Annotated in this window: 6 protein-coding genes; 2 read left to right on the top strand and 4 right to left on the bottom strand. The window is 75.5% G+C overall.

Going from position 1 to position 4,770, the window contains the following annotated elements:
• Nucleotides 1–571 (top strand): WYL domain-containing protein (locus tag VR45_RS24785; RefSeq protein ID WP_045942042.1); only part of this gene is annotated, 571 nt, incomplete at its 5' end.
• Here VR45_RS24785 and VR45_RS24780 read toward each other — a convergent pair.
• On the bottom strand, nt 562–1,479 hold the full coding sequence (locus tag VR45_RS24780) for an SDR family oxidoreductase (protein WP_045942041.1): 918 nt from the start codon (nt 1,477–1,479) through the stop codon (nt 562–564). The two genes, VR45_RS24785 and VR45_RS24780, sit on opposite strands and share 10 nt — an antisense overlap.
• A 122-nt stretch (nt 1,480–1,601) precedes the next feature.
• Between VR45_RS24780 and VR45_RS24775 the strand changes: the two genes are divergently transcribed.
• On the top strand, nt 1,602–1,904 hold the full coding sequence (locus tag VR45_RS24775; RefSeq protein WP_045942040.1) for a hypothetical protein: 303 nt from the start codon (nt 1,602–1,604) through the stop codon (nt 1,902–1,904).
• Here VR45_RS24775 and VR45_RS24770 read toward each other — a convergent pair.
• From VR45_RS24770 to VR45_RS24760, 3 genes are all read right to left on the bottom strand, one after another.
• Entirely contained in the window at nt 1,897–3,633 is a 1,737-nt protein-coding gene (locus VR45_RS24770; protein WP_045942039.1) for an SDR family oxidoreductase, read from the bottom strand. The two genes, VR45_RS24775 and VR45_RS24770, sit on opposite strands and share 8 nt — an antisense overlap.
• Complete coding sequence (locus VR45_RS24765; RefSeq protein ID WP_045942038.1) at nt 3,630–4,505, bottom strand: M24 family metallopeptidase; 876 nt, start codon at nt 4,503–4,505, stop codon at nt 3,630–3,632. Before VR45_RS24765 ends, VR45_RS24770 begins: the two co-directional genes overlap by 4 nt.
• Before the next feature lie 27 nt (nt 4,506–4,532).
• On the bottom strand, nt 4,533–4,770 hold a 238-nt coding region (locus tag VR45_RS24760; RefSeq protein ID WP_045942037.1), incomplete at its 5' end, for a 2Fe-2S iron-sulfur cluster binding domain-containing protein.

Genomic DNA, 4,770 nt, shown 5'->3' with positions numbered 1-4,770 from the left:
CGCGCGGGCCGTGTGGGGCGGACGGCTGCTGCGGGCGCGCTACCGGCGGCGGCCGGAGGCGGACCCGGTCGAGCGGGTGCTGCGGCCGGCCGGCCTGGTGCTGAAGGCGGGCACCTGGTACCTGGTCGCCCGGCCGGACGAGGAGGGCGCCGAGCACCGGGTGTACCGGGTGGACCGGCTGGTCGCCGCCGAACCCCGCGAGCGGTGGTCCGCCCCCGACCGGGCCGACGAGACGTTCGACCTGGCCGCGTTCTGGGAGGCCCGGGCCGAGGGGTTCGCCCGCTCGCTGCTGCGGGAGACCTTGACCGTACGGCTCAGCCCGCTCGGCCTGGAGCGGCTGCCGCACCTGCTCGAACCGGTCGCCGCCCGGGAGGCGCTGGCGAGCGCCGGGCCACCGGACGGCGACGGCCGGGTGACCGTCCGGCTTCCCGTGGAGTCCCTGGAGGTCGGCTACGAGGAGATCCTGCGGCTCGGCCCCGAGGCCGAGGTGCTGGAGCCGCCGGCCCTGCGGCAGCGGCTGGCCGGGGCGGCGGCCCGCACCGCCGCCCTCTACGGCCCCCCTCAGCGGTAGCCGGCCGGGTCCACCGGGCCGTCCGCGCCCTCGATGTCCACCAGGTAGCGCCAGGCGTCCGGGCGGCTCCCGTCCAGGTCGGTGAAGCCGTACTCCAGGGCCAGGCCGCCGCTGGACAGCGAGGTGCCGTTGAACCGCGCCCGCTCGGGATCGGCGGCCAGCGCGACCACCGCGCGGCCCACGTACGCCGGGGACTCCGAGATGCCGAACTGCGGTTCGGCCGCCGTCGCCTCCCGCCACGTCCCCTCGGTGACGCCGAAGTGCTCCAGCATCATCTCCGAGCGCATCCAGCCCGGGGTGAGCGCCACCGCCGTCGCCCCGCGCGGGCCCAGTTCGTGCCCCAGCGCGAAGGCCATCCGCAGCACGGCGGCCTTGGCGATGTCGTAGAAGAAGGAGTTCCGGTAGCGGGTCGCGTTGTACTCGGCGGTGCCGTCGGTCATCTCGACCACCAGCCCGCCGGGGCGGCGCAGCAGCAGGGGCAGCAGGTGGTGGCTGGTGACCGCGTGCGTCTCGACGGCCAGCCGCAGCAGGCGCAGGCCCTTGTCGAGGTCGTGCTCCCAGACCGGGACGTTCCAGCCGAACAACTCCTCGCCGCCCCAGATGTCGTTCACCAGGATGTCCAGCCCGCCCTGCTCGGCCTCGATCCGGGCGGCCACCGCCGCCACCTCGGCCGGGACCAGGTGGTCGGCGCGCACCGCGATGCCCTGCCCGCCGGCGGCCGTCACCAGCGCCGCCGTCTCCTCCAGGGTCTCCGGCCGCCCGTAGTCCCCCCGGTGGCCCTCGGCGCTGCGCCCCGTCCCGTACACCGTCGCCCCGGCGGCGCCCAACGCCACCGCGATCCCCCGCCCGGCGCCCCGGGTGGCCCCCGCCACCAGTGCGGTCCTGCCCTTCAGCGGCTGCTCCGTCATGCCTCGCCCTTCCTCACGTGCCGCGGTGTTTCCACCCGTCGGCATCGATGCTCCCCCGGAATCCCGACACCTCCTGTCGGGATTCCGAGACGTCCATCGTCGCGCGGCACTACCGTGCGTGCATGGGGCTCAAGCACACGACCGAACCCGTCGAGGACGAGGATCCCGGCCTGGCCGAGGGGGCAGCGAGGACGGGGATCGTCCGGGACGGGGCGCGGCGTGCCTGGGACGAACCGTTCTTCCGCCGGACCTACGAGCCGATCGGCGAGGTGACCGCGGACGAGGTCCGGGCCGACCGGGCCGCGGCCTACGAGCGGACGAAGCAGGTCGCCGCTCGTCCCGAACGGGATCAGGGCCCCTCGTGGCCAGGCCCGGGGCACGCGGTGGCACCGCGTGCCCCGGGTACCGACACCGGGCTCAGGTGACGTTCAGCCGTGCCGCCAGGCGGAGGAGGCCGGGGGCGAGGCGGCTGAGGAAGCGGGCGGCCTTGGCCTCGGGGGTGACGGGGACGACGGGGCGGCCGGTGCGGACGGCGGTGAGGATGGCGGTGGCGACCTTCTCCGGCGGGAAGCCCCGGCGGGCGTAGAGGCGGGCGGCGCGGGCCTGCTTGGCGGCCTGTTCGTCGGCCGTGGTGGCGGAGAAGGTGGAGGTGCGGGTGATGTTGGTGTTGACGAGGCCCGGGCAGATGGTGGAGACGCCGATGCCGTGGCCGGCGAGTTCGGCGCGCAGGCAGTCGGAGAGCATGAAGACCGCGGCCTTGCTGGTGGCGTAGGCGGTGAGGGCCTTCGAGGGCAGGTACGCGGCGGCGGAGGACAGGTTGACGATGTGGCCGCCCTCGCCCCGGTCGGCCATCAGGGTGCCGAAGGCGCGGCAGCCGTGGATGACGCCCCAGAGGTTGACGTCCAGGACTCGCTGCCACTCCTTCTCGGTGGTCTCCAGGAAGGTGCCGGAGTGGCCGATGCCGGCGTTGTTGACGAGCACGTCGGGCACGCCGTGCTCGGCGGCGACCTGTTCGGCGAAGGCGTCGACGGCGGCGCCGTCGCTGACGTCGACCCGGTAGGCGTGGGCCGGCGGGCCGATCAGGGCGGCGAGTTCGGCGGTGCGGCGGGCCGCGTCGAGGTCGAGGTCGCAGACCACCACCCGGGCGCCCTCCGCGGCGAAGGCGAGCGCGGTGGCCCGGCCGATGCCGCTGCCGCCGCCGGTGACGACGACGAGCCGGCCGTCGTCGGGGGTGCCGGCCGGAGCGGCGTCCGCCCCGGCCGCGGTGCGGGCGACGTGCTCACGGACCAGTCCGGCCACGGTGGTTCCCTTCTCCAGCAGTGCGGACCAGTGGGTGGCGCGCAGGGTTCGGCGGGTCAGCCTGGGCACCCAGCGCTCCAGGCCCTCGGACAGGTAGGTGCCGACGTAGTGGTCCTCGGTGAGGGTGATCAGCTGGACCGGCACCTCGGTGGGGCGCTCGCGCGGGTGGCGCAGGGCGGGCCGCATGTTGGCGCGGTAGAGCTCGATGCCGCGCACCGCGTCGCGCCGCAGGGTGGGCTGCGGGTGGTCGGCGCGCGGGGTGACGCCCTCCAGGTCGCGCAGCACCCGGGGCCAGGCGCGGGCCAGGCCGAGCCGCCAGACGCCGGGCGCGAGGAAGGGCAGGTGGAAGGCGGTGATGTACCAGGAGTGGGCGCCCTGGGAGAGGAGTTGCCGCAGGTGGCGCGGGGTGGGGCGGCGGAGGCGCTCGCGCAGCCAGAAGCCCATGTGGTCGAGGCAGGGCCCGGACATCGTGGTGTAGGAGGCGAGGCGGCGTTCGGCGCCGGGGGCGGTGACGGCCTCCCAGGACTGCAGCGAGCCCCAGTCGTGGGCGACGACGTGCACCGGGCGGTCCGGGCTGACGGCGTCGGCGACGGCGAACAGGTCGGCGGCGAGCTGCTCCAGGCGGTAGCCGGTGCGGTCGGCGGGGACGCCGGAGGCGCCGGCGCCGCGCACGTCGTAGCGGACCACGTGGTGGTCGCGGGCGAGGTCGGCGGCGACGTCGTCCCAGACCGCGTGGGTGTCGGGGTAGCCGTGGACCAGCAGCACGGTGGGTGCGGCCGGGTCGCCCTGTTCGTAGACCGCGAGCGGGAGGCCGCCGGACCGGACGGTGCGGGCGTGGGTGGCGCGGGTGCTCATCGGGCGACTCCCTCGGGGGCGGTGGTGGTGGCGACGGCGGTGTCGGCCCCGGCCCAGCGGCGGACGTGCGGGAGGTCGTCGTCGAGCCAGTAGGCGTCGTCCTCGGTCACCACCAGCAGTTCCTCGAACTTGATGCCGACCTCCCGGAAGCCGATGTGCGGCTCCACCGCCCACAGGCCGGGGGTGGGCGCGTGCCGGGAGGACCGGCCGTCCGCCCAGAGCGGGGAACGGCCGTGCAGGCGCTCGCTGATGAGTTCGCGGCCGAGCGTCTGGAGGGTCCGCACGCCGAAGCCGAAGACGTTCACCCCGGCCGGGCCGCGGGCCGTCGTCCGGGTGACCTGGTGGCCGATCACCCGGCCGGGGTAGACGCGGTGGCGGTTGTCGTAGCCGTGCGCCTCGATCTGGGCGTCGACGGCCGCGTACACCTCGGCGAGCGGTTTGCGGGCGCGGACCTCGGCGAGGATCAGCTCGCGGTAGACCTGGAGGTCGGCGGCGAGGCGGTCCCAGACGCGGTTCTCGCCGACCTTGCCGCCGTAGCCGATGTCGGCGGTGTAGCCGTCCACGACGGGGGCGCAGTCCAGCACGTACGGCATGCCCTCCTGGAGGCGGCGGTTGCCGGCGAAGAACTGCAGCGGGGTGTGGAAGTGACGGAACGCCGTCCGGTCGCCGAACCAGGCGAACGGGACGTGGAAGAAGTCCTGCACACCGGCGGCGACCAGGTTGCGGCGCAGTTGGGCGGTGGCCTGGCGCTCGGTGACGCCGGGTTCGATCCAGGCGGCGACCTGCTCGGCGCAGTCGTAGGCGAGCTGCTGGGTCTCCCGGAAGCGGGCGAGGTCGCGCTCGGTGTACGGGAAGGCGGGGGTGCGCGGCACGGCGGGGGCTCCTTCTTGCGCTGGTGGCTAGACGTCGAGCACGAGGGTCTCGCCCGCGGCGGCGCGGGAGACGCAGGGCAGCAGGGCGCCGGCGGCGCGGCGTTCGGGGGTGAGGCGGCGGTCGCGGTGGTCGGGGGTGCCGGCCAGCAGCCGGACCTCGCAGGTGCCGCAGAAGCCCTGCTTGCAGGAGTACGGGAGGTCGGGGCGGGCCTCGCGGAGCACGTCCAGGGCGGAGCGGTCGGCGGGGACGGGCAGTTCGGGGCCG

Source organism: Streptomyces sp. NRRL S-495, from assembly GCF_000966955.1.
In the GTDB taxonomy this organism is placed as follows: domain Bacteria; phylum Actinomycetota; class Actinomycetes; order Streptomycetales; family Streptomycetaceae; genus Kitasatospora; species Kitasatospora purpeofusca.
This window is presented reverse-complemented; position numbering and strand designations above follow the sequence as displayed.

Excerpts from the sequence above, each read along its gene's own strand:
- VR45_RS24770 (WP_045942039.1), bottom strand. The coding sequence starts at position 3,633 with ATGAGCACCCGCGCCACCCACGCCCGCACCGTCCGGTCCGGCGGCCTC.
- VR45_RS24780 (WP_045942041.1), bottom strand. The coding sequence starts at position 1,479 with ATGACGGAGCAGCCGCTGAAGGGCAGGACCGCACTGGTGGCGGGGGCC.
- VR45_RS24775 (WP_045942040.1), top strand. The coding sequence starts at position 1,602 with ATGGGGCTCAAGCACACGACCGAACCCGTCGAGGACGAGGATCCCGGC.